General features: G+C 71.2%; 19 protein-coding genes. 9 read left to right on the forward strand and 10 right to left on the reverse strand.

Going from position 1 to position 23259, the window contains the following annotated elements:
- Positions 1-31 precede the first annotated feature (31 nt).
- The 4 genes from J2851_RS09805 to J2851_RS09820 all read right to left on the reverse strand — a co-directional run bounded on the left by J2851_RS09805 (position 32) and on the right by J2851_RS09820 (position 2836).
- Positions 32-787: a nucleotidyltransferase family protein gene (locus tag J2851_RS09805; protein WP_209766075.1), complete on the reverse strand. Its 756-nt coding sequence runs from the start codon at positions 785-787 to the stop codon at positions 32-34.
- Positions 788-789: 2 nt separating this feature from the next.
- Positions 790-1818, reverse strand: a complete 1029-nt coding sequence (locus tag J2851_RS09810) for an aminoglycoside phosphotransferase family protein (protein ID WP_209766077.1) — start codon at positions 1816-1818, stop codon at positions 790-792.
- Positions 1815-2318 carry a tRNA (adenosine(37)-N6)-threonylcarbamoyltransferase complex ATPase subunit type 1 TsaE gene (gene tsaE, locus J2851_RS09815; RefSeq protein WP_209766078.1) on the reverse strand — a complete coding sequence of 168 codons (504 nt, stop codon included), beginning with the start codon at positions 2316-2318 and terminating at the stop codon, positions 1815-1817. The genes J2851_RS09810 and tsaE overlap by 4 nt, the downstream gene beginning before the upstream one ends.
- 86 nt (positions 2319-2404) lie before the next feature.
- Positions 2405-2836 carry a hypothetical protein gene (locus tag J2851_RS09820; protein ID WP_209766079.1) on the reverse strand — a complete coding sequence of 144 codons (432 nt, stop codon included), beginning with the start codon at positions 2834-2836 and terminating at the stop codon, positions 2405-2407.
- A gap of 211 nt (positions 2837-3047) precedes the next feature.
- Here J2851_RS09820 and J2851_RS09825 point away from each other — a divergent pair, with 211 nt between their 5' ends.
- Positions 3048-4070, forward strand: a complete 1023-nt coding sequence (locus tag J2851_RS09825) for an NAD(P)/FAD-dependent oxidoreductase (protein ID WP_209766080.1) — start codon at positions 3048-3050, stop codon at positions 4068-4070.
- A gap of 72 nt (positions 4071-4142) precedes the next feature.
- Here J2851_RS09825 and J2851_RS09830 read toward each other — a convergent pair whose 3' ends face one another.
- A complete protein-coding gene (locus J2851_RS09830; RefSeq protein ID WP_209766081.1) occupies positions 4143-4700 on the reverse strand; it encodes a Spy/CpxP family protein refolding chaperone in 558 nt (185 codons plus the stop codon).
- A gap of 199 nt (positions 4701-4899) precedes the next feature.
- Between J2851_RS09830 and J2851_RS09835 the strand changes: the two genes are divergently transcribed.
- Together J2851_RS09835 and J2851_RS09840 are read left to right on the forward strand one after the other, a co-directional pair.
- Positions 4900-5628, forward strand: coding sequence for a response regulator (locus J2851_RS09835; protein ID WP_209766082.1), 729 nt, complete (start codon positions 4900-4902; stop codon positions 5626-5628).
- Positions 5628-7046, forward strand: coding sequence for an ATP-binding protein (locus J2851_RS09840; RefSeq protein ID WP_209766083.1), 1419 nt, complete (start codon positions 5628-5630; stop codon positions 7044-7046). Before J2851_RS09835 ends, J2851_RS09840 begins: the two co-directional genes overlap by 1 nt.
- Positions 7047-7070: 24 nt before the next feature.
- Here the strand turns inward: J2851_RS09840 and J2851_RS09845 are convergent, their stop codons facing one another.
- The gene (locus tag J2851_RS09845; RefSeq protein WP_209766084.1) at positions 7071-7397 is read right to left on the reverse strand and encodes a type II toxin-antitoxin system HicB family antitoxin; all 327 of its coding nucleotides are present in this window, start codon (positions 7395-7397) and stop codon (positions 7071-7073) included.
- Positions 7387-7659 carry a hypothetical protein gene (locus J2851_RS09850; protein ID WP_209766086.1) on the reverse strand — a complete coding sequence of 91 codons (273 nt, stop codon included), beginning with the start codon at positions 7657-7659 and terminating at the stop codon, positions 7387-7389. The genes J2851_RS09845 and J2851_RS09850 overlap by 11 nt, the downstream gene beginning before the upstream one ends.
- 130 nt (positions 7660-7789) lie before the next feature.
- Between J2851_RS09850 and J2851_RS09855 the strand changes: the two genes are divergently transcribed.
- The gene (locus J2851_RS09855; protein WP_209766088.1) at positions 7790-9154 is read left to right on the forward strand and encodes an NAD(P)/FAD-dependent oxidoreductase; all 1365 of its coding nucleotides are present in this window, start codon (positions 7790-7792) and stop codon (positions 9152-9154) included.
- A gap of 100 nt (positions 9155-9254) precedes the next feature.
- On the opposite strand, the gene J2851_RS09860 is transcribed toward J2851_RS09855, so the two are convergent.
- Both J2851_RS09860 and J2851_RS36300 read right to left on the reverse strand, forming a co-directional pair.
- Positions 9255-11651 (reverse strand): PAS domain-containing sensor histidine kinase, encoded by a 2397-nt coding sequence (locus tag J2851_RS09860; RefSeq protein WP_209766089.1) that lies wholly within the window; start codon positions 11649-11651, stop codon positions 9255-9257.
- Positions 11652-11916: 265 nt separating this feature from the next.
- Positions 11917-15657, reverse strand: a complete 3741-nt coding sequence (locus tag J2851_RS36300; RefSeq protein ID WP_209766091.1) for an ATP-binding protein — start codon at positions 15655-15657, stop codon at positions 11917-11919.
- Between the two features lie 169 nt (positions 15658-15826).
- On the opposite strand from J2851_RS36300, the gene J2851_RS09870 reads away from it, so the two are divergent.
- From J2851_RS09870 to J2851_RS09890, 5 genes are all read left to right on the forward strand, one after another.
- Complete coding sequence (locus tag J2851_RS09870) at positions 15827-16867, forward strand: amino acid ABC transporter substrate-binding protein (protein ID WP_209766093.1); 1041 nt, start codon at positions 15827-15829, stop codon at positions 16865-16867.
- Between the two features lie 167 nt (positions 16868-17034).
- Positions 17035-18252, forward strand: a complete 1218-nt coding sequence (gene trpB / locus J2851_RS09875; RefSeq protein ID WP_209766094.1) for a tryptophan synthase subunit beta — start codon at positions 17035-17037, stop codon at positions 18250-18252.
- Positions 18249-19085, forward strand: coding sequence for a tryptophan synthase subunit alpha (gene trpA, locus J2851_RS09880; protein WP_209766096.1), 837 nt, complete (start codon positions 18249-18251; stop codon positions 19083-19085). The genes trpB and trpA overlap by 4 nt, the downstream gene beginning before the upstream one ends.
- A 68-nt stretch (positions 19086-19153) precedes the next feature.
- On the forward strand, positions 19154-20161 hold the full coding sequence (gene accD, locus J2851_RS09885) for an acetyl-CoA carboxylase, carboxyltransferase subunit beta (RefSeq protein ID WP_209766098.1): 1008 nt from the start codon (positions 19154-19156) through the stop codon (positions 20159-20161).
- 34 nt (positions 20162-20195) lie between these two features.
- Entirely contained in the window at positions 20196-21503 is a 1308-nt protein-coding gene (locus tag J2851_RS09890; RefSeq protein ID WP_209766100.1) for a bifunctional folylpolyglutamate synthase/dihydrofolate synthase, read from the forward strand.
- A 4-nt stretch (positions 21504-21507) separates the two neighbouring features.
- On the opposite strand, the gene J2851_RS09895 is transcribed toward J2851_RS09890, so the two are convergent.
- A complete protein-coding gene (locus J2851_RS09895; protein WP_209766101.1) occupies positions 21508-23157 on the reverse strand; it encodes a hypothetical protein in 1650 nt (549 codons plus the stop codon).
- Positions 23158-23259: the final 102 nt, after the last annotated feature.

A 23259-nucleotide genomic window follows, 5' to 3' on the forward strand; every position in this document is an offset into this window, starting at 1 on the left:
CTTTGTGGTGAAAAATTCTCGGCCTTGGCGGTCAGGTGGTGACCACCGACACGTCGCTCATCGACAGCAGATCCTCGGACTCCTGGAGTGCCGCGGGCGTGCCGATGTGGAACCACAGCCCGTCGTGGGCAAGGCCGTAGAGGCGCCCGGCCTCCTGCGCGCGGTCCCAGATCAGGTTGGTGGAGAAGGCGCCGTCGGGCGTGTTCTGCGCGAACAGCTCCGGCTTCACGATCTGCACGCCGGCGAAGACGAAGGGGGCAATCTCCATCTCGCCGCGGCGGACCAGCCGGCCCACCGGGTCCATGTGGTAGTCGCCGCGCCCCTCGTAGCCCACCGACTTGGTGGTCGCCATCAGCAGGAGCAGCGCGTCCATCGCCTCCGGATCCCAGTGCCGGGCCAGCCGGGCCAGCGTGGGGGAGGGGCCGTTCAGCCACAGAATGTCGGCGTTGACGACGTAGATCGGGGAGGATCCCAGCAGGGGCAGCGCCTTCTTCACGCCGCCGCCGGTCTCCAGCAGCGTGTCCTCCGGCGACAGGGCGATGGCCGGGCGGGTGCGCGCCTTCAGGTGGTCGGCGATCATCTCGCCCTTATAATGGGCGTTCACCACGGCCGTTTGGACGCCGGCCTCCTCCAGCCGGTCGAGCGCGTGGTCGAGCATCGGCTTGCCGATCACCGGGATCAGCGGCTTGGGCCGCTCCAGGGTCAGCGGGCGCATGCGCAGGCCGAGGCCGGCGGCCATGACCATGGCCTTTTCGGGCGCTTTCACAGGCTTCTCAACAGACGACATTATCAATCCGGCTCCGGAACGACAAAGTCCGCGCGGGTTCCCGGCGGCAGGTGACGGGCGAACCAGTCGGCGACGGGGGCCAGTTCCGGCTTGGCGAGCTGGCCTTCCAGAAGCCGCCAGACTCGCGGCAGGTGGACGAGGTAGCCGCGGCGGCGCTGCTGGAGCGCCAGCCGCACGAAGATGGCGACGATCCGCGCGTGCCGCACGGCCCCCAGCACCGCGTAGGAGCGGCGGAAGGCCGCGGCGTCCAGGCCGGGGAAGGCGGAAACGTACCGGTTCAGCAACGAATCCGCGAGGTCGGCGGGCACGTCGCGCCGCGCGTCCTCCAGCAGCGACACCAGATCATAGGCGATGGGGCCGAGCCCGGCGCTCTGGTAGTCGATCAGGCCCGCCGCCTTCAGGCCGGGGCGGGGCAGGCGCATCACGTTGTCAACGTGGTAGTCGCGCAGCAGCAGCGACTGCGGGCCGGCGCAGGCCGCGGGGATCACCGCCGCCCAGGCCATTTCGAGGTCGGACAGAGCCGTGTCGGACAGTGGCTTTCCGGTGGCCGCCGGGACGTACACCTCCGCGAACAGGGCGACCTGCTGCGCGAACAGGGCGGCGTCGTAGGTGGGCAGGGCGAGGCGGGCGGCCTCCGCCACCGGGAAGCGGCGGTGCAGCTCGATCAGGACGTCGGTCGCCAGTTCGTAGAGCGGGCGCGGCTCCGCCCCGGCCGCCAGCAGGCGCGACAGGGTGTCGTCCCCGAAATCCTCCTGAAGCGCCAGCCCGGCCTCCACCTCCGCCGCAACGATGCCGGGCACGGAGAAGCCGAGGCCGCGCAACGTGTCGCCGATGGCGATGAAGGGCAGCAGATCCTCGGCCGGTGCCGGCGTGTCCACCAGGATCAGCGTGCCGCCGTCGTTGGTCGTTACGCGCTCGTAACGACGGGCGGAGGCGTCGCCGGCCAGCGGTTGGCGCTTGGCCGTGTCCAGCCCGTGGCGGGCGAGGAAGGTCACGATCTCGGCGGTGCGCTGTGGGGATTGGGCGGTCACGGCTGCTCCAGTCCCGACAGGTCGAGGGCGCCGAGTCGGCCGTCCCAAGTCCCATGGCCGATCAGGTCGGCCTGGCGGCTGTCCGGGCCGGTGAAGGTCATTTTGATTTCGAGATGATCGTCCGGCAGCAACGGACCCAGCCGGTCCGGCCATTCCACCAGCAGCACGGACTCGGCGCGCGCCTCGTCCCAGCCCAGTTCGGTCACCTCGTCCGGGCCGGACAGGCGGTAGAGGTCGAAGTGCCAGACCGGGCCGATGTCGGTCTCGTAGGTCTGCACCAGCGTGAAGGTGGGGGAGGGCACCTCCGCCTCCTCCTCCGTCACGGCGCGAATCAGGGCGCGCGACAGGGCGGTCTTGCCGGCGCCGAGGTCGCCGCGCAGCGCCACGAGGTCGCCGGGGACGAGCGCCGACGCCAGCCGCCGCGCGAGCTGCGCGGTCGCGGCCTCGTTGGGCAGCGGAACGGTGCGCCGGGAGGGCAGAGTGAAGGGCGGCTGTGTCATGGCGCCGGATTGTGGGGGAACGGCGGCACCGCCCGCAAGCCGGAAAGGCGGGTCCGCGACCGAGGTCACGGGTCCGCTGGCGATGGTCAGGCGCGGGCGGTGGCCGGGCGGCGGGCCTTCAGGGCGTGGGGCGCTATGGTTTCCACGTCTGCCTGCCTGTCCTCGCCCGCCTTGCCCTCGACCAGGCGCGGGGCCTTGTTGAAGTTCATGGTGATCATCAGCGTCAGGCTGTCGTTGATGACGTGCAGCATCTTGTCGGAATCGACCGGCAGGGGGATCTTGCGGCCCATGCAGTAGGCGACCAGGGCGGCGGCCACCTCCGCCTCGTGCAGGACCATGGTCCGGTCGTCGCCCTCGTCCCCGGTGACCTGGATGACCGTCTCGACGCCTTGGTTCATACGATAGGTAACCGTTCCGACGGTCCCGCGCGGCAGCGGCTCGCGCATTCGCCGCCGACGGTCGAGCACCGCCTTCACCACTTCCTGGTCGGTGAACACGAGGCAGCGCAATTCCTTCATGAAACCAGCTCCGGTCGTCCGCGCATGCGGTATATCCTACTCCAGTATGAAGGGCGTTAAATTAGCAATTTTAAACAAATGTACGATTTTTTCGCGTGCCCGCTCCTCCAAAGGCGCATGACGGTCGCGACGGCCTTGACCGCAACCCCGAAACCGTCCCATTGAATGCGGCACATTGCTTGGGACTTTCGGAACAAAGGGTAGCGCTTCCATGCCGCAGACCGTCCATCGCACCGATGTCGTCATCGTCGGGGCCGGCCCCGTGGGCCTGTTCGCCGTCTTCGAATGCGGCATGCTGAAGATGCGCTGCCACGTCGTGGACGCGCTGGACATGGTGGGCGGGCAGTGCACCGCGCTCTACCCGGAAAAGCCGATCTACGACATCCCGGCCCACCCGGCCATCGAGGCCGCCGACCTGATCGACAAGCTGGCGGAGCAGGCCGCCCCCTTCGCGCCGACCTACCACCTGGGCCAGCAGGTCGAGAAGCTGACCCGCACGGACGAGGGCCGCTGGCTGGTGGAGACCAGCATCGGCACGCAGATCGACACGCAGGCGGTGATCATCGCCGCCGGCTGCGGCGCCTTCGGCCCGAACCGCCCGCCGCTGGAGGGGCTGGAGCAGTATGAGGGCACGTCCGTCTTCTACATGGTCCGGCGCAAGCAGGACTTCGCCGGCAAGCGCGTGGTGATCGCCGGCGGCGGCGATTCGGCGGTGGACTGGACGCTGTCGCTGGCCGACGTGGCGGAGAAGGTCTATGTCGTCCACCGCCGCCCGAAGTTCCGCGCCGCCCCGGAAAGCGTCGCCCGCATGGACGTGCTGGCGCGCGAGGGCAAGATCGAGATGGTCGTGCCCTACCAGCTCTCCGGCCTCGTCGGCGAGAACGGCCAGCTTTCGGCCGTCCGCGTCGCCACGCTGGACGGGGCGGAGAAGGACCTGCCGGCCGACGCGCTGCTGGCCTTCTTCGGCCTGTCGATGAACCTGGGCCCGATCGCCGAGTGGGGCCTGAACCTGGAGCGCAGCCACATCGGCGTCAGCCTGCCCGGCTGCGCCACCAGCGCCCCCGGCGTCTTCGCCATCGGCGACATCGCGACCTATCCCGGCAAGCTGAAGCTGATCCTCTGCGGCTTCTCGGAAGCTGCGCAGGCTGCCCACGCCATCCACCCGCTGGTCCACCCGGGCGAGGCCCTGCACTTCGAATACTCGACCTCGAAGGGCGTTCCCGGCGCGGACTGAGCCGAAACGCAAAACGGGCCGCCGGGGGAAACCGGCGACCCGTTCTGCGAACGGCTGACGGGAGGCGGGAAATCAGCCGTTGCGGGGGCCGTGTCCACCCATGCCGTGCCCACCCATGCCATGGTGGTGCATGCCGCCGCGGTGACCGCCGAAGCCGCCGCCGGCGCGGTTCATGAACTGGTCGGCGATCTTCTGCTGGTCGGGGGTCAGCTGGGCGTAGAGGTCGGTCGCCGCCGGGCGGACCTGCTGGATCTGGGCCAGGCGGGCCGCCGTCATCGCCTCGATCCGCTCAAGCCGCTGCGGCGCGCTGGCCGGCATCGGCTGGTCCTTGTACTTGGCGCAGAAGTCCTGCATCGGCTTCTCCGCCCCTTTCGCCGCGTCGGCGAACTTGGTCCAGGCGGCGCGCTGCTGGTCGGTGATGTTCAGCTTCTTCTCCGCGAAGGCCAGCATGCCGGCGAGCCGGGCGTCCTGGTCCTCGCACATCCGGGAGAACATGCGGCCGTGGTCGCGGCCGGCGCCCGGACCAGCCCCCGGACCGGCGCCGGGACCCGGCTGCTGCTGGGCGAAGACCGGCACGGCGAGGCCGAGGCCGAGAACCAGAGCGGCGGTGGTCATCATGGCGCGTTTCATGGTGGTGCTCCTCGTTTTCGAAAGCTTTTTCGAAAGGCTTTGTGCCTTCCCGATGACGCTCAGACTGCGCCCCCAACGTTGCCCGTTGATGTCCGGCGTCCGGTCATTTGGTAACGCTGTGTAACAGCCCCGCCGGCCGTTACGTGCCGTTACACATTTTTCCTTCACCCCCGCGCCCGCGCGTCGGATCATGCGGGCCATGGACCGCACGCCCCACCTTCTGGTCGTGGACGACGACCGCGAAATCCGCTCGCTGCTGGCGCAGTTCCTGACGCGCCACGGCTTCCGCGTCACCGGCGCCAAGGATGGTGCCGAGATGATGCGCACGCTCGACACCGCGCGGGTGGATATGATCGTGCTCGACCTCATGATGCCGGGGGAGGACGGGCTCAGCCTGTGCCGCCGCCTGCGCGCAGCGCCCGAGACGGCGCAGACCCCCGTGATCATGCTGACCGCCATGGGGGAGGAGACCGACCGCATCGTCGGGCTGGAAATGGGCGCCGACGACTATCTGGCGAAGCCCTTCAGCCCGCGCGAGCTGCTGGCCCGCATCAAGGCGGTTTTGCGCCGCGCCGCCGCCCCGGCCGCCCCGGGCGGGGAGAGCGGCAAGCTGCTGCGCTTCGAGGACTGGACGCTGGATCTGGCCAAGCGGGAGCTGCGCTCCCCCGACGGGGTGCTGGTCCAGCTGTCGGCCGGCGAGTACGACCTGCTGGTCGCCTTCGTGGAGCATCCCCAGCGCGTGCTGACCCGCGACCAGCTGCTCGACCTCGCCCGCGGCCGGTCGGCGGTGCCCTTCGACCGCTCCATCGACGTGCAGGTCAGCCGTCTGCGCCGCAAGATCGAGCCCGACCCGGCGGAGCCGACCCTGATCAAGACGGTGCGCGGCGGCGGCTATCTCTTCACGCCACCGGTCGTGGTGGGGTCTTGATGGAGACCGCGCGGAAAAGCCGCCTGCTCGTCGCGCGCCGCTGGCTGCGGCTGCCCGACAGCATCGCCGCGCGCATGGCGCTGACGGTCGTGCTGGCCCTGCTGCTGACCCAGGCGGTCAGCGCCCTGGTCTATCTGACCGACCGGCCGGAAGGGCCGCCGGTGCACAGCCCGCGCGTGCTGGTGCAGCGCGTCACCTCCATCGTCCAGCTGGTCGAAAGCACGCCCGTGCCGGAGCGCACGCGGCTGGTGCGCGCCATCGACGACCCGGTGCTGCGCGTGGAGTGGGAGCGGGACACCCCCCGCTTCAAGACCGACAGCGTGCGCGAGGGCTTCCCCTTCGACCGGCTGCGCCGGGCCATCCGCAACGGGCTGGACGACCGCGACCGCCAAGTGGTGATCGAGGTGCGACGCGAACCGCCGATGCCCGGGCCCTTTCCGGCGGAAGACCACCACTGGGGCCGCGACGTGCGGCTGTCGGTGCGGCTGAACGACGGGTCATGGGTGGTCTTCGCCGGCGGCGACCCGCTGGAGGGGCCGTTCCGCCTGCTGCGCTTCGCGCTGTGGATGGCCGGCATCGTCGCGGCGATCGCGCTCGTCTCGCTGTGGACGGCGCGGCGGCTGACCGCGCCCATCGCGCGCTTCGCCGTGGCGGCGGAGCGGCTGGGCGTGGACGGCGAGGCGCCGGCCCTGCCGGAAAGCGGCCCGCGGGAACTGCGTGCCGCCACGCGCGCCTTCAACCGGATGCAGGCGCGGCTCGCCCGCTTCGTCGCCGACCGCACCCAGATGCTGGCGGCCATGAGCCACGACCTGCGCACCCCGCTGACCCGCCTTCGCCTGCGCGCCGAGCTGGTCGAGGACCCGGAGATGCAGCGCAAGATGCTGTCCGACCTCGACGAGATGGAGGCGATGATCAACGCCACGCTCGCCTTCGCCCGCGACGACGCCAAGCGCGAGCCGCGCGGCCCCCTCGACCTCGCCGACCTGCTGCAGAGCCTGTGCGAGGACCGCGTGGACGCCGGGCATCAGGCGGTCTACGAGGGGCCGGCGCACGCAGCACTCGACGGCCGGCCGGTGGCGCTGCGCCGGGCCTTCGCCAACCTGATGGACAACGCGATCGCCTACGGCGGCGGCTTCACCGTGCGCCTGCGGCCGGAGGACGGGCCCTCGTCCACGTCCATCGCCACGTCTATCGTCCGCGTGGAGATCGACGACGCCGGCCCCGGCATCCCGGAGGAGGAGTTCGAGAAGGTCTTCGCCCCCTTCTACCGGCTGGAACGCTCCCGCTCCCGCGACACGGGCGGGGTCGGGCTGGGGCTGGCGACCGCCCGGACGGTCGTGCGCGGCCACGGCGGCGACATCGCGCTGGCCAACAGACCGGAGGGGGGACTGCGGGTGACGGTGACCCTGCCGCGGTAGGGGGGCGGTGCAGAAGCCCTGGCGTTACGAGGCGGTCAGCTTCGAATTGATGTAGCGGTTCAGGCTGACCTTCGCTTCGGCCGCTTCGATGGTCAGGCGCCGATGCACGTCCGGCGTGGTGCGGACGACGAATTTTCCCGAATACTCCCGGTCCGCCAGCGGTTGGGGAATGGGCTCGCCGTTCGCGCGCATGTCCTCGACGGTTTCCGCGACGAGATTCCGGATGCCGCGCAAGGCTTCCACCTCGTCCTCGTCGAGCCAGGACAGGCTCGGGAACTCGGCGCAGGAGGCGACGTATTCGTTGTCCTCCGGGGACCACGTCACGCGGTAGGAATAGTGGCTAGTCGGCATCGTCGTCTTCCCGTTGGGACGCCAGCAGCTTGTCGATGGCCTGGACCACCTGCTTGACCTGATAGCCTTTGGCCTTTCCGTCCTTCCCGCGCTGGATGTTCACGCGCGGGTCGCCCGGCCATGGCATCCGATAAACCCTGTGGCTCGTCCCCTGCTGCCTCGGCTTGCCGAAGTGGTGGTCACAGAGCTTGGCGACATCGTCGAACGCGACGTCGTGCGGCACGCTCCGCATGCGTCTGAGAATGTCGTCGATCTTCGCCATGCTCCGCATCATGTGATATCAATAATGATACTGTCAAGGGGCGACCCTTGAGCCCCTGTGTCCAATGCACCGCAACATAAGCGACGCACATCCGGTTGTCGGTAAAGACCCCGACCGGAGGGACCGTGCCGTGCCCCAACTCGACCGAACGCCAGCGCCTGTGGACAGCCGCCCGCATGTGGTGATCGTGGGGGCCGGATTCGGCGGCCTCGCCTGCGCGGGCGCGCTGGGCGGGACCAACATCCGGGTCACCGTGATCGACCGGCACAACTACCATCTGTTCGTGCCGCTGCTGTACCAAGTGGCGACCGCCGCGCTCTCCCCAGCCGACATCGCGGAGCCGATCCGGCGCATCCTCAGCCGGCACCCGAACATCGACGTGCTGATGGGGGAGGTGACCGGCATCGACCGGGCGCAGAAGCGGGTGGTGCTGGCCGACGGCAGCTTCGTCCCCTACGACCGGCTGGTGCTGGCGACGGGCTCCTCCTACAGCTATTTCGGGCACGACGACTGGGCGGCGATCGCGCCCGGCCTGAAGACCATCGAGAACGCCCGCCGCATCCGCGCCCGCCTGCTGATGAGCTTCGAGCAGGCGGAGATGTGCGACGACCCCGAGCGGCAGAAGGCGCTGATGACCTCCATCATCGTCGGCGGCGGGCCGACGGGGGTGGAGATGGCGGGCTCCATCGCGGAGCTGGCGCGCCACGCGCTGGCCAAGGACTTCCGCCGCATCGACCCGCGCGCCGCCAAGGTGCTGCTGGTGGAGGCCGGGCCGCGCATCCTGGCGAGCTTCCCCGACGACCTCGCCAACTACGCCCGCCGCAAGCTGGAGGAACTGGGCGTGGTGGTGCTGACCGGCCAAGCGGTGGAGGCGATCACGCCGGAGGGGGCGACCGTGGCCGGGCGCTTCATCCCCGCCGGGACCATCGTCTGGGGCGCCGGCGTGCAGGCGTCCCCGGCCGGAAAATGGTTGGGGGCGGAGACCGACCGGGCCGGGCGCATCCCGGTCAACGCCGACATGTCCGTGCCGGGCGTGCCGGACGTCTACGCGCTGGGCGACACGGCGACGCTGGCCGGGGACGACGGCAAGCCGCTGCCCGGCCTCGCCCAGGTCGCCAAGCAGCAGGGCGAGCATCTGGGCGCGGCGCTGGAGGCCAGCCTGCTGCGCGACCAGCCCATGGAACCCTTCCATTTCCACAACCGCGGCAACACGGCGATCGTCGGGCGCAGCGCCGCGGTCTTCGACTTCGGCAAACGGCACCTGAAGGGCTGGTTCGCCTGGGTGCTGTGGGCCATCATCCACGTCTACCTGCTGGTCGGCTTCCAGAAGCGCGTGCTGGTGACCATGCAGTGGCTGTGGCGCTACGCCACCTACCAGCGCGGCGCGCGGCTGATCACGCAGGACAGCCCGACCTCCGCGACCGTGCAGCCGGCAGCATCCCCGGTCGGGCGAACGGCGCAGCCCTTCAATGAGCCGCGGCGGCGGCAGGGGTAGGGGTCGAGTTCCGTAGGTTGGGTGGAGCGCAGCGCAACCCAACAGCCTTCGCATCGCGACGTGTGTTGGGTTTCGGCTGCGCCTCCACCCAACCTACGAGTCACACTGACGGCCGGATCGGCAGGATGCAGCGGAAGCGGGCGCCGTCGCCCAGCCATTCCTCGACCTCCAGCCGGCCGCCGTGCAGTTCCATCACGTTGCGGACCAGCGACAGGCCGAGCGCCGCGGCACCCCGCGGGTCGGTGCGGTCGTAGCGGGACGGCAGGGCCGTGGCGTCGGGCGGGGCGGCGCTGCCGATGGTCACCACCAGCGCGGTCGCCGTGCGCTCCCCGGCCAGGATGATGCGCTTGTCGGTCGGCGGGTGGCGGATGGCGCCGACCACCAGGGTGAAGAGCGCCTGCTTCAGCCGCCGCGCGTCGCCTTCCACCTCCCCCAGCGCGGCCGGGGCGGAGAGGTCGAGCCGCAGGCCCTCGCGCCGCGCCCATTCGCGGGTCAGCTCGGCCACCGTCGTCAGCAGGTCGGGCACGTCCACCGCGCCGCGGTCCAGCGTGGTGACGCCGGCGCCCAGGCTGGTCATGTCCACCACGTCGTCGATCAGCGCCAGCAGCCGCTCCCCGGCGTTCAGCACGCCCTTGACGTATTCCATCTGGCGCGGGTTCAGCTCCCCGAAATACTGGTTCGCCAGGACCTCGCCGAAGCCGATGATGCCGTTCAGCGGCGTGCGCAGGTGGTGGGAGACGTTGGCGATGAACTCCGACTTCAGCTGGTCGGCGGCCTCCAGCGCGGCGTTGGAGGCGCGCAGCGCCTGCTCCAGCCGGGCGCTGTCGGTGACGTCGAGGTAGCTGTTCAGCACCGCCCCGTCGGGTAGCGGCAAGGTGGCGAACTCCACGACCGAGCCGTCGGCACGCTCCAGCCGGCCGGAGCGGACGGCGCGTTCCAGCGTGGCGCCGATCATCTCGTCCTTCAGGCTGTCCCAGTCGCCGCCGTTCTCCAGGAAGGGGCGCATGCGCTCGAACAGGTCGGAGATGTGCGGCTCGCCGTGCAGGTCGTCCTCGTGCAGGTCCCAGATGCGGGCGAAGGCGGGGTTGGACAGCTTCAGCCGCCCGTCGCCGCCGAACACCGCGATGCCTTCCGCCAGGTTGTCCAGCGTCTCCTGCTGCACGGCGATCAGCGTGTTGTAGGAGGACTCCAGCGCCAGCGTGTTGGTCACGTCCTCCATGATCAGCATCAGACCGCCCATGGGGTGCGGGGCGGCGAGGCTGCGCAGGGTGGTGCCGTCGGGCAGGTGCAGCAGCTCCTCCACCGGCTCCAGCAGGCGGGTGTAGCGGCCGAGCCTTTCCCGCTTGTAGCTCTGGTAGTCGGCGTATTCCGGCAGACGGCGGCGGGCGCGCAGCTCCTCCAGGATCTCGGCGTGGGTGGGCTGGTTGCGCAGCCAGACCTCCTCCAGCTCCCACAGGCGGGCGTAGGCCTGGTTGAAGAAGGTCAGCCGCGTGTCCGCCCCGAAGATGGCGATGGCCGCCCCCAGCCGCTCCAGCACCTCGCCATGGGCGGCGAGGTGGCGGCCCAGCTCCGCCCGCATCTCCTCCACCGCGGTGAGGTCGAGCGCGTAGCCGACCACCAGCGTGCCCTCGCCGTCCGGGGCGGGCAGGGGGGCCTCCGTCACCTCCAGCAGACGCCGTTCGGTGCCGACGACCACGGTCACCCGCTCCGACTGGGCGACGCCGCCCGACCGCGCCCGCTCGGCCAGCGCCCGCCCGGCGGTGGCGGAGGCCAGCTCCGCCTGCGCGGACAGGGCGGTGACGGGGTCGGAGTCCACGGCGCGGGCATAGGCCCGGTTGCACCAGGCGAGCCCCAGGTCCGCCCGGCGCAGCCACACGGGCACCGGCAGGGCGTCCGCCGCCGCCCGTAATTCGGCCAGCGCCGACTCGGCGCCCACGCGCTCCCGCGTCAAGTCGTCGCGCTCGGTGCAACGGTCGGTGATGTCCTCCAGCCAGACCACGTCCTGGTGCCCCGCCGGTTCCGCGGCCGGCAGGGCACCGGGCGCGCCGGAACGGCGGCCGGACAGCAGGATCCGCCGCCCGTTGCGGGCTGTGGCCTCGATCCGGAAGCCCTCCCCCCGGTCCCGCAGCCGGCGCATCGCCTCGGCGACTCGGGGGGCATCCGTCGCGGCGAAGGCGGCGGCGAGGTCGCCCTCCGGGGCGGTGCCGAGCAGGGCCGCGCAGTCCGGCGCCGCGGCGGACAGGCCCTGCGCGTTCCAGGCGCACCAGGGGTGCGGGCTGGCGGCCAGCAGCGCCTCCAGCCGGGCGATGTCGGCGGACAGCTTGTCGGCGCGGCGGCGGTTTTCCTTCGCGTTCCAGAACAACCCGCCGAAGCCGGCGGCCCCGAGCACCCCGGCGAACCCCATGGCGAGCGGCGAGGAGGACGGCCCGGCCGACAAGCCGAGTCCCACCGCCAGCCCGAGCGCAGCCAGGGCGTATGGTTTGGTAAACGCGTTCACGAGCCAGAGACTAGTCCACGCCCTTCGGCGGGACAAGGCAGGGCGACGGGTGGTGCCCCTTTCGGAGAGGTGAACCCGTTTCCGGCGATCCGCGCTGGTCATTCGGAAATCTTAGGTTGGGAATGGCGCAACGATGGTTCAACAGTCGGGTGCGACGGATGGCGTCCGGCTTCGCGGAAAGCATATCGCGAAAGGATCGGGGTGACCGGCGCGACGATTGACGGCAAGCCGGTGTCTCTGAAGTCGCCGGGCGGGAGGGGCACCGTCACCACACGCCTTCCCCGATGCGGATCGTGGTGATCGCCGCCTCCACCACCGGGAAGGCCGCGCGCATCGCCTCCAGGCAGCGTGCGGCCTCCGGTCCGTCGCCGGCCTCCGCGGCGACCTCCAGGGCGGCGCTGTGCCAGGCCAGCTCGTTGGCGCCGGCGGTGCGGGCGGCGCCGGCGAGCGTGTGGGCCGCGGTGCGGGCGGCGTCCAGGTCGCCGCGCTCCAGGGCGCCGGCCGCCTTGTCGAGCAGGGGGCGCGTCGTCTCCAGGAAATAGCCCAGCAGCTCCAGGGCCGTGCGGTCGAGCGTGCCGAAGGTCTCGCGGACGTGGGCGAGGTCGAGCGGCACGCGGGTGGTGTCGGCGGCGACGGCGGCGGACGGGTCCTCCGGCGGGGTGGCGGAGCCCTCGCCCAGCCAGCGGTCCAGCACGGCAGCCAACTGCCTCAGGGTCACGGGCTTGGCGATGTAGTCGTCCATGCCGGCGGCGGCGCAGCGTTCCATCTCGCCGGCGAGCGCGTTGGCCGTCATGGCGATGATCGGCATGCGGGGACGGGGCTGGCCGGACGGCGCCTCCGACCCTTTGAAATCCGATTCGCGGAACTCGGCGTTGCGGATTTGGCGCGACAGCTCGTAGCCGTCCAGGCGCGGCATGTGGCAGTCGGTGATCAGCAGGCGGTAGCGCCCGCTCCGCCACGCCGCCAGCGCTTCCAGCCCGTCGGCGGTCAGGTCGGCCTCGAACCCCAGCTGGCGGAGCTGGCGCAGGATCACCTGCTGGTTGGTGGGGTGGTCCTCCGCCACCAGGATCGGGGCGCCGGCCCCCGTTATGGCCCCCAATTCTACGATGGCCGGCCCCGGCAGGGACGACCCGTCCGGCGCCGGGTCGGCCGCGCCGCAGGGCGGGGTGGCGGCGGCGCGGCCGGCCAGGACCGCCAGCTTGCGGAACAGCGCCTCTCGGCGCACCGGGCGGGTCAGATGGTCGTGGACCACGTCGGGGGCAAGATCCGCGGCAAGGTCGTCGGGGCAATCGGCCAACGGTTCGCGCCCGTCCAGCAGGTGCAGGGTCGGCGGCGGACGGACGCCAGCCTGGCGGATGCGGTCCAGCAGCTCGGTGACGGTCAGTTGCGGGTTGGGCTCGCCCGGCGCGTCGTCCGGATGGTGGTCCGGCAGGCCGCCGGCCAGGACCAGCAGGTCGGCGCCGGACAGGGTCAGCAGCTCCACCGCCTCCTCCGCCGTGGTGGCGTCGGCGACGGCGGCCTGGCGGTCCTCCAGGCTGCGGATCAGGACGGCGCGCTGCACCGGATCGGGGTCGGCCACCAGGATGGACAGGCCCGACAGGTCGATGCCGTCCAGTCCCCCGCCCTGGTATCGGGTGCCCGGGTCGCCGGCGGCCAGATCGACCGTGAACCAGAAGACGGACCCATGGCCGGGCATCGACTCCACGCCGATGCGCCCGCCCATCATCTCCACCAGGCGCGCGCAGATCGCCAGCCCCAGCCCCGTGCCGCCGAAACGCCGGGTGGTCGAGCTGTCGGCTTGGCTGAAGGGCTGGAACAGGCGGGACTGGCCGGCCTGGCTGATGCCGATGCCGGTGTCCTCCACCGCGAAGCGCAGGCGCACGGCGTCCCGGCCTGGTGGATTCTGGGCCGGCGTGTTTGGGGCCGGCGCGTCCTCCAGCCGGGCGCGCAGGACGACCCGGCCGGCGTCGGTGAACTTGATGGCGTTGCCGGCCAGGTTGAACAGGATCTGGCGCAGCCGGCCGGGGTCGCCCCGGACCACCGGTGGGACCGCGCGGTCGACGTCGCAGACGAGCGCCAGCCGCTTCTGGTGGGCCTGCGGCGCCAGCAGCTCGGCCACGCCCTCCACCAGCTCCCGCGGGTCGAGGTCCATCTCCTCCAGGTCGAGCTTGCCGGCCTCGATCTTCGACAGGTCCAGGATGTCGTCGATGATGCGCAGCAGGGCCGTCGCGCTGTCGCGCACGGTGGTGACGATCTGCGCCTGCTCCGCGTTCAGCGGCGTCAGGGCCATCAGTTCCAGCATGCCCAGCACGCCGTTCATGGGCGTGCGGATCTCGTGGCTCATGGTCGCCAGGAACTCGGACTTCGACCTCGCGGCGACCTCCGCCTGCTCCTTGGCGTGGCGCAGCGCCTCCTCCGCGTGCTTGCGGGCGGTGATGTCGTAGCTCCAGGCGAGAAGGGCGGAGCGGCCCTCGAACTCCGTGCGCTGGATGGTCTGGAGCGCCCAGACGCGGCTGCCGTCGGGGCGGTCGATCGCCACCTCCACGTCGCGTGCGACCAGATCCCCATCGCGTGCGACCAGATCCCCATCGCGCGCGACCATGTCCTGGGCCATTCCGGCGGCCCCGGCCGGAAGGGGCAGGGGGAGCGGCAGGGGAAGCGGCTGCCGGCTGCCGACGAAGGCGTCCAGCGGCCGGCCGGCCAGTTCCGCCGCGCGGGCGTTGGCGAAGGCCACCGTTTGGAAAGGATGCGCGCCGTCGGCCCGGCCGATGGAGACGCCGACCGGGCTCTGCTCCAGGATCGCGCGCAGGCGGCGTTCCCCATCGGACAGGTCGCGCTCGCGGGCGCGGATGGTGGCGACGAAATAGTGCAGGGCGCGGGCCATGTCGGCGATCTCGTCCAGGCCGCGCGTCGGGATGGTCACCGGCCGGCCGGCCGCGGAGGCGGTCATCGCCTCCTGCAGGCCGCGCAGCCGCCGCACCACGTTCTTGTGGATGTAGAGGAAGATGCCGACGGCACCGAGGATCGAGACCAGGGCCATCACTAGGATGGCGTGCCTGCCGTTGCGGATCACGCCTTCGAACTCGGTGGAGCGGCGGGAGATGTCGCGCTCGATCGCCATGACGTGGTCGGACACCGCGGCGACCAGCCGGTCGGAGACGTTCTGGTTGCGGGCGACCAGCCCCTTGATGGAGCGCGCCAGCACGATCTCCTCCTGCCGGCCGGTGAACAGGTTGCGCTCGCCCAGCCCCAGGGACTGAAGCTCCCGGTACAGCGGCTCGGCCCCGGCGACGAGGTCCGGGGGAAGCTCCGCCACCGCGGCGGCGGCGCGGTCCATGGCGGCCCGGTAGTCGTCGCGCAGCCGCTCCAGCCGCGCCTCGTGGTCGGCGCGCGAGGCCGCCAGCATGATGGTGGCGGCGTGGTAGGCCGCGTCGGTCCAATGGTCGATGACGCGTTCGCGCCGGTAGGCGTCGGCCAGTCCCGCCGGATCGGCCGGCAGGGGAACGTCGTCGAGCAGGGCCTGCTCCAACTGGCGGACGCGCTCGGCCAGCATCATCAGGCGGTTGACCAGCCCGCCCACCTCCGCCGAGGCGGCCAACTGCCGCTCCACCTGGCTGTTCAGCGCCAGCAGGTTGCCGACCAGTTCGTTCTTGCGGCGCTCCAGCTCGGCCAGGTCGGCGGGGTCGGCGCCGCGGACGCGCAGGCGGGCCATCAGGTCCTCCAGCAGGACGATCTGGTCGCCCAGCCGCGACATCACCGCCTCGCGCACCGACTGGCTCTGCACCGCGACCAGCGCCGGGGCGTTCGCCGCCAGCGTGCCGCTCTGCTGCGCCAGCTGCGAAGCGCTGATCAGCCCGGGGACCTTCGCGGCGGCGACCTGCTCGAACCCTTCCTGGAATCGCCCGAACAGCGACACGGCCACCACGCTGGTGGTGACGGTGAGGCCGGCGATCACCGTCAGGCCCGCCAGGATGCGGAACGCCACGCCCAGCCGGGGAAGCCGCATACCCCTGTCCCTCATGTCGGTCACCCCCGTCAGATAGCACGTTGCGTTGCCGCCGCGCAAATCGGCGCTCCCCGCGGGCCGCCGCCGGGAACAGCGGCGACTTGACCCGCGATGGTTGCCCGCAAGATCCTCGGGTTAGGAAGTCGTGGGTCGGGGAGGGGCGATGCGGATGGTCCGGAGTCTTGCCGGGATGCTTCTCGGGCTGGCCGTCCTCGGCGCGACGGTTCCCGGCCGGCCGGCGCGGGCCGACACGCTGACGGCCGTGCAGGAGTCGGGGGTCCTGCGCTGCGGCATCACCTCGCGCGGCAGCGGGCTGTCCATCCTGGACGAATCCGGGCGCTGGCGCGGCTTCTTCGCCGACATGTGCCGGGCTGTGGCGGCCGCCGTCACCGGCAACGCCGACCGGGTCGAGTTCGTGGAGGCCAACACCGAGAACCGCTTCTCCATCCTGCGCAACGGCGAGGTGGACGTGGTGATGGAGGGCACCACCTGGACGCTGCAGCGGGACGCCGCCTTCGGGGTGGACTTCCCGACGGTCTACCTGTTCGACGGGCAGGGCTTCATCGCCCACCGGTCGCTGGGGGTCGCGCATCTGGACGACTTGGCGAAGACCACGGCGTCGGTCTGCGTGATCGAGCAGACCACATCCCTGCGCAACCTGGAGGACTGGATGGCCCGCAACGGGGCGCGCCTGACCCTGAAGCGGGTGCGCTCCGACGAGGGGGCGACCTCCGCCTTCTTCAACCACCATTGCGACCTGTTCAGCAGCGACCGCATGAGCCTGTACGCCCAGCGGCGCCTGATGGCCCCGGACAGCAGCGACTACGTCATCCTGCCGGAAGCCATCTCCAAGGAGCCGCTGGGCCCCATGGTGCGGACCGGCGAGAAGCGCTGGTTCGACATCGTGCGCTGGGTCTTCCTGGCGACCATCCTGGCGGAGGAGAAGGGCGTCACCGCCGCCAACGCCGCGGCGGTGAAGGAGGAGACGCTGGACGTGGAGGTGCGCAAGCTGCTGGGCGTGACGCCGGGGCTCGGCTGGGGCCTCGGCCTCGACGACGGCTGGGGCTGGCGCGTGATCACGCAGGTCGGGAACTACGGCGAGATCTTCGACCGCCACCTCGGCGCCGGCTCCCCCCTCGGCATCGAGCGGGGGCTGAATGCGCTGTGGAACAAGGGCGGGCTGATGTTCGCGCCGCCGCTGGGCGGATGAGGCCCGTTGTCTGGTGGGGGCGCGCCCCCTTGCCCGGCCCCGTCCCGTCCCCATGTTGGGGGCCATGTCGAGATGACGCGCGGCGAACGCTTCAAATCCGGGCGCCGCGCCGCTATGGTGGCGCCTTCCGGGCGCCCTCGTACCCGCTTCAGGCAGTTTTCCAGGCCATGACCAGACCCAACACATACCGTTCCGGCCCCGACGAACGTGGGCATTTCGGAATCTACGGCGGCCGCTTCGTCGCCGAAACGCTGATGCCGCTGATCCTTGAGGTGGAGAAGGCCTACAAGGACGCGAAGGCGGACCCTGCCTTCGAAGGCGAAATCCGCCAGCAGCTCAAGCAGTATGTGGGCCGGCCGAATCCGCTGTACTACGCGGAGCGCCTGACGGAGATGCTGGGCGGTGCCAAGATCTACTTCAAGCGCGAGGAGCTGAACCACACCGGCGCGCACAAGATCAACAACTGCATCGGCCAGATCCTGCTGGCCCGCCGCATGGGCAAGAAGCGCATCATCGCCGAGACGGGCGCCGGCCAGCACGGCGTGGCGACCGCGACGGTCTGCGCGCTCTACAACATGCCCTGCGTCATCTACATGGGCGAGACCGACATCGCCCGGCAGCAGCCGAACGTCTTCCGCATGAAGCTGCTGGGGGCGGAGGTCGTGCCCGTCACCTCCGGCGCCCGGACGCTGAAGGACGCGATGAACGAGGCGCTGCGCGACTGGGTCACCAACGTCGCCGACACCTACTACCTGATCGGCACGGCCGCCGGCCCGCACCCCTACCCGATGATGGTCCGCGACTTCCAGTCGGTGATCGGCGACGAGGTGCGCACCCAGATGCAGGAGCTGGAAGGCCGCCTGCCCGACAGCTTGGTCGCCTGCGTCGGCGGCGGGTCGAACGCCATCGGCCTGTTCCACCCCTTCCTGGACGAGCCGACCGTGCAGATGATCGCGGTCGAGGCCGCCGGCCACGGGATCGAGAAGGGTCCGCTGGAGCACGCGGCCTCCATCACCGGCGGGCGCCCCGGCGTGCTGCACGGCAACCGCACCTACCTGCTGCAGGACGAGGACGGGCAGATCCTGGAGGGCCACTCCATCTCCGCCGGCCTGGACTATCCGGGCGTCGGGCCGGAGCACAGCTGGCTGCACGACATCGGGCGCGTCGAGTATGTCTCGGCCACCGACCAGGAGACGCTGGACGCCTTCCAGCTCTGCGCCCGCACCGAGGGCATCATCCCGGCGCTGGAATCGGCGCACGCGCTGGCGGAGATCGTCAAGCGCGCCCCGAAACTGCCCAAGGACCACCTGATGGTGCTGTGCCTGTCGGGCCGCGGCGACAAGGACATCTTCTCCGTCGCCCAGCATCTGGGAGTGAAGCTGTGAGCACGGATACCGGCCGTATCGCCAAGCGTTTCGCCGCCCTGAAGGCGGAGGGCCGCGCCGGCCTCGTCACCTTCATCACCGCCGGCGACCCGGACCTGGAGACCTGCCGCGCCCTGCTGGACGGGCTGCCGGCCGCCGGCGCCGACCTGATCGAGCTGGGCCTGCCCTTCAGCGACCCGATGGCCGACGGTCCGGCGATCCAGGCGGCCAGCCTGCGCGCGCTGCACGCCGGCACCACGGCGCGCAAGACGCTGGACCTCGTCCGCGGCTTCCGCGAGCGGGACGCCGACACGCCGATTATCCTGATGGGCTATTTCAACCCCATCCACGCCTACGGCGTCGACCGCTTCCTGGCGGACGCCAAGGGGGCCGGGGTGGACGGGCTGATCATCGTGGATCTGCCGCCCGAAGAGGACGAGGAGCTGTGCATCCCCGCGCTGAAGGCCGGGGTGAACTTCATCCGCCTGGCCACGCCGACCACGGATGAGAAGCGCCTGCCGACGGTGCTCCAGAACACCTCGGGCTTCGTCTATTACGTGTCGATCGCCGGCATCACCGGCACGGCCAGCGCGGACAACGCCGCCGTGGGGGCTGCCGTGGACCGGCTGAAGCGCCACACCGACCTGCCGGTCGCCGTCGGCTTCGGCATCAAGACGCCGGAGCAGGCCGCCAACATCGCCCGCGTCGCCGACGCGGCGGTGGTCGGCTCCGCCATCGTCACCCGCATCGCCGATGGGCTGGACGCCGCGGGCAAGGCCCGGCCGGGCCTGGTCGAGGACGTGCTGGGCTTCGTGCGCGACCTTGCGGCCGGCGTGCGCCGGGCGCGCGGCTGACCGAACCGGCTTAGCTGACCGAACCGGCTCAAGGGAAACCCGCCAGCGGGAATTCAGGAAACATTTCGATGAACTGGCTTACCAACTACGTCCGCCCCAAGATCCGCGCCCTGTACGCCCGCAAGGAGGTTCCGGACAACCTCTGGCACAAGTGCCCGAGCTGCGAGGCGATGCTCTTCCACCGCGACCTGGAAGAGAACCTGAACGTCTGCCAGCACTGCGGCTTCCACATGCGGCTGGAGCCGGTCAAGCGCCTGGCGTCCATGTTCGACGACGGCGAATACCAGTCGATCGAGCTGCCGAAGACCGTGGTCGACCCGCTGAAGTTCCGCGACCAGAAGCGTTACACCGACCGCCTGAAGGAAGCGCAGTCGAAGACCACCCGGCACGACGCCATCGTCGTCGGCTCCGGCCTGATCGGCGGGCAGCCGGCGGTCGTGGCGGCCTTCGACTTCGGCTTCATGGGCGGCTCCATGGGCATCGCGGTGGGCGAGGGCATCCTGGCGGCGGCCCGGGCGGCCATCGCGCAGAACGCCGCGCTGATCGCCGTCCCGGCCTCGGGCGGGGCGCGCATGCAGGAAGGCATCCTGTCGCTGATGCAGATGCCGCGCACCACCATCGCGGTGGAGATGGTCAAGGAAGCCGGCCTGCCCTACATCGTGGTCCTGACCGACCCGACGACCGGCGGCGTCACGGCCTCCTTCGCCATGATCGGCGACATCCACATCGCCGAGAAGGGCGCGCAGATCGGCTTCGCCGGCGCCCGCGTGATCGAGAGCACGATCCGCGAGACCCTGCCGGAGGGCTTCCAGCGCTCCGAATACCTGCTGGAGCATGGCATGGTCGACATGGTCGTCCATCGCCGCGACCTGCGCCCGACCCTGTCGCGCGTGCTGGCCCTGCTGATGCAGAAGACCCTGGTTCCGGCCGAGCCGGAATCCCTGGACGAGGTCCCCGCCGCGCTGCCGACCACCCAGCCGGCCGCCGAGGAGAAGGCCCGCACCCAGGCGGAGGCGCCGGATGCGACCCCGCCGCAGGCGGGCGCGGAGAAGACCGGCGCCGAACAACCGGTTTGATGCAGCCGGTCTGAACAGGGGAGAGGTCGGTTCCATGGGGACCAAGCCTGAGGGGTCGCGCGCCGACCCCGTGCTCGACCGCCTGAAGGGGCTGCACCCCAAGGTCATCGACCTGTCGCTGGACCGCGTGCACCGGCTGCTGGCCGCCCTGGACCATCCGGAGCGGCGCCTGCCGCCGGTGGTCCATGTGGCCGGGACCAACGGCAAGGGGTCGACCGTCGCCTTCCTGCGCGCCATGCTGGAGGCGGCGGGCCTGCGCGTGCACGTCTACACCTCGCCGCACCTTGTCCGCTTCCACGAGCGCATCCGGGTGGCGGGCCGCTTGATCGACGACGACCGGCTGGCCGCCCTGCTGGAGGAATGCGAGGTCGCCAACGCCGGCGCGCCGATCACCTTCTTCGAGGTGACTACCGTCGCCGCCTTCCTGGCCTTCTCGCGGGAACCGGCGGACGTCGTGCTGCTGGAAACCGGGCTCGGCGGGCGGCTGGACGCCACCAACGTGGTCGACCGGCCGGCGGTCACCGCGATCACGCGCATCTCCTACGACCACCGCCAGTTCCTGGGCGACACGCTGGAGGCCATCGCGGGCGAGAAGGCCGGCATCTTCAAGCCGGGCGTTCCCGCGGTCCTGTTCCCGCAGCCGTCCGACGAGGCCATGGGCACCCTGGTGGTCCACGCGGCGAGAGTCGGCGCCCCCATCCACGGCTGGCGCGTCACCCCGACCGCCACCGGCTTCCGCTTCGAAAGCCCCCGGCGCCGCATCGACCTGCCGCCGCCGGGCCTCGCCGGCGCGCACCAGATCATCAACGCCGGCGTGGCGCTGGCCTGTCTTGACCATCTGCCGGTGAAGGTGGACGACGCCGCGGTGCGCCGCGGCCTCGCCGCCGTGGAGTGGCCGGCCCGCCTGCAACGGCTGACCCGCGGTCCGTTGGCCGAGCGCCTGCCGGCGGGGTGGGAGCTGTGGCTGGACGGCGGCCACAACGATTCCGCGGGCGAGGCACTGGCCGTTCAGGCCGGGACTTGGGCGAAGGAAGACCCCAAGCGCCCGCTGCTGATGATCTACGGCATGCTGGCGAGCAAGGAACCACGGGAGTTCCTGGAGCCTTTGGCGCCCTTCGTCGCCGCCGCGCGCACGGTGTCGATCCCAGGCGAGGAGGCTTCCCTGTCCGCCGAGGACACCGCGGCGGCGACTCGCGACTGCGGCATCGCGGACTCGGCCCCCGCGCCGGACGTGGCGACGGCGCTGGCCGAACTGTTGGAACGCGCCCCGGCCGGGCCGGCGCGCGTGCTGATCTGCGGGTCGCTCTATCTGGCGGGTTCGGTCCTGGCGGAAAACGGCTGACGGCCTATCGGCCGCGCTTGCCGTCCAGTTCCAGCATGCTGCGCAGGGCGGCGATGGTCTTGTCGAGCGAACTCGACTCGCCCGTGTCGCCCCCTTTCTTGTCGCCCCCCTTCGGCGCCCCCTTCGGCTCGGGCGCCGGCTGGCGGTGCTCCACCATGTCCACGAGGTCGAGCGGTTCGTCGTCGTCCTCATCCGGCGCCACGCCCAGCGGAATGGGCGTGGGGAACAGGGCCGCCGGTTTCCGGTCGGCGGGGTCGTCCTCCATCTCGGCCGCATCCTCGTCGTCCCGCGTGGCCTGCTCCATCAGTTCGGCCATGGTCGGCCGGCCGGCCCGCAGGGGGATCGGGGTGGGCGGCAGGGGAGGGAGCGGATCGTCCTCGTCGTCATCCTCCTGCTCGACGAGCGCGCGCAGGGCGCGCAACGCCTCCTCCATGTCCATTTCCTGGGCGGACTTGCGCGGGGCGGGAGGCTCCTCCTCCTGATCGTCCTCCTCGTCGTCGTCTGCGGCGACGAACAGCGGCTGGCGGTGCGGCAAGGGGGAGGCGGGCTCGTCGGCGTCCCGTTCCGTCAGCCAACCGGCGGTCAAATCGTCCGGCAGATCCTCCGGCGCATCATCGTCTTCGTCGTCCTCTGGCTCGTCGTCGGGATCAGCGGCGGCTTCGTGGACCATGTTGCGCAGGGCGGCGATGGTCTTGTCGAGCGGCTGCTCCTCCGGAACGGCAACGCGCTCCCGCCGGGGCGGGGCCTTTTCCGGATCGCGGATCGCGAAGGCGACGATGTCCTCATCCGAAGGTTCGTCCTCCGCGGTCTCGTCCTCCGAAGGCTCGTCCTCATCCTCGAAATCGCTGCGCGCCAGCAGGGGACCCGGGACGGCGCGCGGCGGCTCGTCATCCTCCGGCGCGTCCTCGCGATCCGCTGCGGCCGGGTGAGGAGCCTCCTTGGGCCGCGCCGTGTCCCGGGGTGCGTCGTCGTCGCCGAGCATCCCGCGCAGGGCGGCGATGGTGCGGTTGAAGTGCGCGACCGGATCGTCGTCATCCTCCGGCGCGGCGCGTTCCGGCCTGGCGTCGGCGATGGCGAAGGGGCGGGGGAGATCGGCGGCGGCGTCCTCGTCCTCGTCCTCGTCGCCCTGGTCCTCATCCTCGTGGATGGCGGGCTCCGCCTCCTCGGGATCTTCCTCGCGCAGGTCGGCTGCCATGTCGGCGAGCGACACGGGCTCCCACAGCGGACGCCGCCCCGTCACCTCGGGGGGCGTGGTGTCCGCGATCAGGTCTTCCAGTTCGAGCGAGGGCAGGGGGCGGGCGATGATCGCCGGTTCCGGTGCGGCCGGAGGGGGAGCCTGATGCTCCTCCTCATCCTCGTCCCCGCGGCTGCGCACCGCGTCGAGCAGCCCTTGCAGCGCGGCCAGCGGGCCGGCGAAGGAGGGCGGCGCCTCCTCCACCTCCGCCGCCGGAGCGAACGTCATGGGCGGGGGTGCCGGCCGGCTTTCGGTGTCGCGGGAATCGCACCGGGAACAGCGGTAATGCGGGGCGATGGACAGCACCGGGTAGTTGGGCCCGAAGCGCCGGAGCATGGCGGCACGCGGCAGCACGCCCTCGTGTCCGCAGGCGCGGCAGCGGACATCCACATCGACCTCGATGTCGCGAAGGTACAGCATGCGTGCCATCGGCGCAGTATACGCAGCGGCGCTGCCAAGCCCAGAGGATTCGCCCGCCGCCCCACGCCGCGGGCCGGCCGCGACGGTGACCTTTTCCGTCCG

It is taken from the genome of Azospirillum rugosum (genome assembly GCF_017876155.1).
Lineage (GTDB): Bacteria > Pseudomonadota > Alphaproteobacteria > Azospirillales > Azospirillaceae > Azospirillum > Azospirillum rugosum.

Bases quoted from the DNA above. Each gene is read 5' to 3' on its own strand.
- J2851_RS09805 (WP_209766075.1), bottom strand. From the start codon at position 787: ATGTCGTCTGTTGAGAAGCCTGTGAAAGCGCCCGAAAAGGCCATGGTC.
- tsaE (WP_209766078.1), bottom strand. From the start codon at position 2,318: ATGACACAGCCGCCCTTCACTCTGCCCTCCCGGCGCACCGTTCCGCTG.
- J2851_RS09820 (WP_209766079.1), bottom strand. From the start codon at position 2,836: ATGAAGGAATTGCGCTGCCTCGTGTTCACCGACCAGGAAGTGGTGAAG.
- J2851_RS09825 (WP_209766080.1), top strand. From the start codon at position 3,048: ATGCCGCAGACCGTCCATCGCACCGATGTCGTCATCGTCGGGGCCGGC.
- J2851_RS09830 (WP_209766081.1), bottom strand. From the start codon at position 4,700: ATGAAACGCGCCATGATGACCACCGCCGCTCTGGTTCTCGGCCTCGGC.
- J2851_RS09835 (WP_209766082.1), top strand. From the start codon at position 4,900: ATGGACCGCACGCCCCACCTTCTGGTCGTGGACGACGACCGCGAAATC.
- J2851_RS09840 (WP_209766083.1), top strand. From the start codon at position 5,628: ATGGAGACCGCGCGGAAAAGCCGCCTGCTCGTCGCGCGCCGCTGGCTG.
- J2851_RS09845 (WP_209766084.1), bottom strand. From the start codon at position 7,397: ATGCCGACTAGCCACTATTCCTACCGCGTGACGTGGTCCCCGGAGGAC.
- J2851_RS09850 (WP_209766086.1), bottom strand. From the start codon at position 7,659: ATGGCGAAGATCGACGACATTCTCAGACGCATGCGGAGCGTGCCGCAC.
- J2851_RS36300 (WP_209766091.1), bottom strand. From the start codon at position 15,657: ATGCGGCTTCCCCGGCTGGGCGTGGCGTTCCGCATCCTGGCGGGCCTG.
- J2851_RS09870 (WP_209766093.1), top strand. From the start codon at position 15,827: ATGGTCCGGAGTCTTGCCGGGATGCTTCTCGGGCTGGCCGTCCTCGGC.
- trpB (WP_209766094.1), top strand. From the start codon at position 17,035: ATGACCAGACCCAACACATACCGTTCCGGCCCCGACGAACGTGGGCAT.
- accD (WP_209766098.1), top strand. From the start codon at position 19,154: ATGAACTGGCTTACCAACTACGTCCGCCCCAAGATCCGCGCCCTGTAC.
- J2851_RS09890 (WP_209766100.1), top strand. From the start codon at position 20,196: ATGGGGACCAAGCCTGAGGGGTCGCGCGCCGACCCCGTGCTCGACCGC.
- J2851_RS09895 (WP_209766101.1), bottom strand. From the start codon at position 23,157: ATGCTGTACCTTCGCGACATCGAGGTCGATGTGGATGTCCGCTGCCGC.